The sequence below is a fragment of the Phormidium sp. CCY1219 genome (genome assembly GCF_035615515.1).
Taxonomy (GTDB): Bacteria; Cyanobacteriota; Cyanobacteriia; order Cyanobacteriales; family Laspinemataceae; genus CCY1219.
The window spans coordinates 1-2,801 of record NZ_JAJENT010000541.1 but is presented as its reverse complement, the minus strand read 5'-3'; the positions used below and the strand labels follow the sequence as shown (position 1 = coordinate 2,801).

3 protein-coding genes and 1 tRNA gene are annotated in these 2,801 nt (G+C 53.1%); all 4 read right to left on the bottom strand.

Annotated elements, in window-relative coordinates; all coding sequences use genetic code 11:
- A partial coding sequence (locus LKK83_RS14810; protein ID WP_324631966.1) for a YbjN domain-containing protein occupies positions 1-815 on the bottom strand: 815 nt, incomplete at its 3' end.
- Between the two features lie 108 nt (positions 816-923).
- Positions 924-1,463, bottom strand: a complete 540-nt coding sequence (locus LKK83_RS14805; RefSeq protein ID WP_324631965.1) for a hypothetical protein — start codon at positions 1,461-1,463, stop codon at positions 924-926.
- Positions 1,464-1,742: 279 nt separating this feature from the next.
- Positions 1,743-1,814, bottom strand: a tRNA-Val gene (locus tag LKK83_RS14800).
- Between the two features lie 89 nt (positions 1,815-1,903).
- Positions 1,904-2,635: a RadC family protein gene (radC, locus tag LKK83_RS14795; protein ID WP_324631964.1), complete on the bottom strand. Its 732-nt coding sequence runs from the start codon at positions 2,633-2,635 to the stop codon at positions 1,904-1,906.
- Between the last annotated feature and the right edge of the window lie 166 nt (positions 2,636-2,801).

Here is a 2,801-nt window from a genome sequence, read left to right as displayed (position 1 = left end):
CCCAGGTTGTTTTGGGTGGTTGCCCACTGAGTCGGAGCGCTCTCGCCGGTCCAGACGGTGAGGGCGGCTTGGTAGCAAGCGATCGCAATTTTCCGATTCAAGGCTTGATTGCCGAGGGGAAATTGTTGAATCAGATTGCCAAATTCCACAAACACTGCCGGAATGAGGGGGTTTTGCGCTTCGCTTTCCCGAGATTGTAAACGATGCCAATAGTGTTCTAAGGCGGGAATTAAGGCAGCATTCAAGTGATGCAGATTGTCTTTCAGAATCGGATAAATCTGTTGAGGATTGCCTTGATGTTCTACGATTTTCGCAAACAGCATTCCCAGAAAAGCCACCTGCTCGTTGCCCTCCGGGTCGATAGCCAGATTGATGCCAGGTTTCTGGGCGGCCCGGTCCATGTCTTCCCCCGTCTCCAACCGGTGCTGCACTCGTTCCCGTCCCTGTTGGGCAATTTGCACCGTCCCCCGCAAGGTTCGCCAAAACTGGCGCGCCGTCAGGGTGCTATTTTCCAAGGGCAAATCTGCCTGTAGCCGCACTTCCCCATCTTCCGGGTCTCGTTGCCACCGCGCCAGTTTGTATTCCCAACCCAGGTGCAGCAAGGTTTCCCACGCCGCTTCCGCCTGGGGATGGTTCTCGCTGATGGTGAGCAGTTGCGGCACCAAGAAGCTCACGAATTCCCCGGCTTCGCGTATCTGGATGACCACAGCCATGCCCTCCACCGTCACGATGAGGCGCTGTTGTTCCGGTTCAACTTCATAGGACCAGTCCTCCTGGTCTAAAAATTCGCAAATTCGATCCAATTGCACTGCCATAACTTTCTCCTTGTCAGGCGAATCCCGTCAGACACAGAGTACCGGCACAACCCGGTTGGTGGAATGTCCCCTGTATCTGAAGGGGTGAAACGTTCCCGGTGATGAGGCTCACTCCTCATCCTGTAAGTATTGCAGTTCTGCCTGCAGTTCCGCCAACGCCTCCGCCGGCAACATATCCTGCAACGCCGCCGCTATCTGTGCCGCAATCGGTTGTCGTCCCGGGTCATTCCCGGTGGCTAATACGGTCTTTAAGCGTTCTATCCCCTCCTCGGTCAACTGAATCAACCCCGACAGCAGGCGATTAAACTGTTTCTCGCTCAGGGGGGCATCTTCCAACGCCAGATCCACGCTGCTTCGCACTTCTCCATCACTGGGGTCATACTCCCAGCGCAATAGCTTCTTTTCCCAGGCGATGGCTAACATGGTCTGGAAGGCGACTCCTTTATAGATATGGTCTTTGAGAAATAAAAGCTGGGGCGCAAACAGGGCTAAATATTCCCCGTTTTCCTGAACCTGAATCACAATCAGAAAGCGGTCTATCTGTTGCGACTCAACGTCGGTAATTATCTGATTTTGCGCTTCGTTCAGGTGGTAGCGCCATCCGCGATTGTCCAGAAACTCTGCTACCGATGCTAGGGTGGTGGCCATAATCCCAACTCCTTGGAGATATCCTCTCCCGGTTGTGTGTCACTATGGTTATAAGGATTGAGGCAGGGTTTTTTATGCACGGCCTGGGCAAAATTGCTGCAGATGGGTGGTTTAAGGGGGGATTGGAATCGCGTAGGGTGCAAATTATGTTGTCGATTTATTGGGGGGGGAGGCGGTAACTCTGGGTCGTTCCCCGGATGAGCTGGGAGCGAGTTATATGAGTTAAAAGCCCCACACCCTTCGAGGGTGTGGGGCTTTTCAAAGCTATTGACAAAAAAATGGGCGATACTGGATTCGAACCAGTGACCCCTTCCGTGTGAAGGAAGTGCGCTACCACTGTGCTAATCGCCCGCACGATTTCTTACTATAACACAGCTTTCTGAAAATGCACAAGAGTTTTGCCAAATTTTTTTTGACAGGGATTCACCGGGGGCTGAAACCTAGTCTCCTTGGGGATATTCGTCCCACAGGGAGGTGATTTGGCGCAAGCTCTGATAGTCGCCGTTGCCCAAAATCAAGTGATCCAGCAGGGGGGTTTGCAGCAACTGGGCGGCTTGCAATAACTGGCGGGTGAGTTGGATATCTTCGGAACTGGGTTCTAAGCTGCCCGAGGGGTGGTTGTGGGAGATGATGGCGCGGGTGGCCCCCTGGCGCAAGACTTCGCGGAAAATTTCTCGGGGATGAGCGAGGGTTTCTGTGGCGGTACCGATGGTAATTACTTTAGTGCCGATCAGGCGATTTTTCACATCGAGCAGCAGGACTGCAAACCGTTCCTGAGTTTGCCACATCAGTTCGTGGGAGAGTGCTGCTGCGGCTGCATCGGGACTGTCGATTTCTTGGCGTTCGGGAGGACGAGAATAAAAGGTACGTTTCCCGAGTTCGATCGCGGCGAGAATGCTGGTGGCTTTTGCCGGTCCGACGCCGTGGATTTGCATCAGTTCTTGGGGATTGATATCGCGCAGCACTTCGAGGGGATCGCGCTGATGTTCGCTGAGTTTTTGCAGGATATATTGCCCGAGTCCCACGGCGGAGAGTTTTCCCGATCCTTGACCGGTGCCGAGCAGAATGGCTATCAGTTCGGCGGTGGCGAGACTTTTCGGCCCATAGGTCAGCAAGCGCTCGCGCGGACGTTCGTTGGTGGGAATATCGGCGATTCTGAGGCAATAGGTCATGGGAACCCTGGCAAATTGTGGAAATATTGGGATAATTTTCCCATTATTTTTTTGAATTTGCACTAGGAGGAGAAAATTGCCGGGGGAGACTAATAGCTCAAGTCGGTTAAAAACCGACTAAAAGCCTTACAGAACAAGCAAAACCTGTAGGGGATTTTAATTCCCG

Excerpts from the sequence above, each read along its gene's own strand:
- LKK83_RS14805 (WP_324631965.1), bottom strand. The coding sequence starts at position 1,463 with ATGGCCACCACCCTAGCATCGGTAGCAGAGTTTCTGGACAATCGCGGA.
- radC (WP_324631964.1), bottom strand. The coding sequence starts at position 2,635 with ATGACCTATTGCCTCAGAATCGCCGATATTCCCACCAACGAACGTCCG.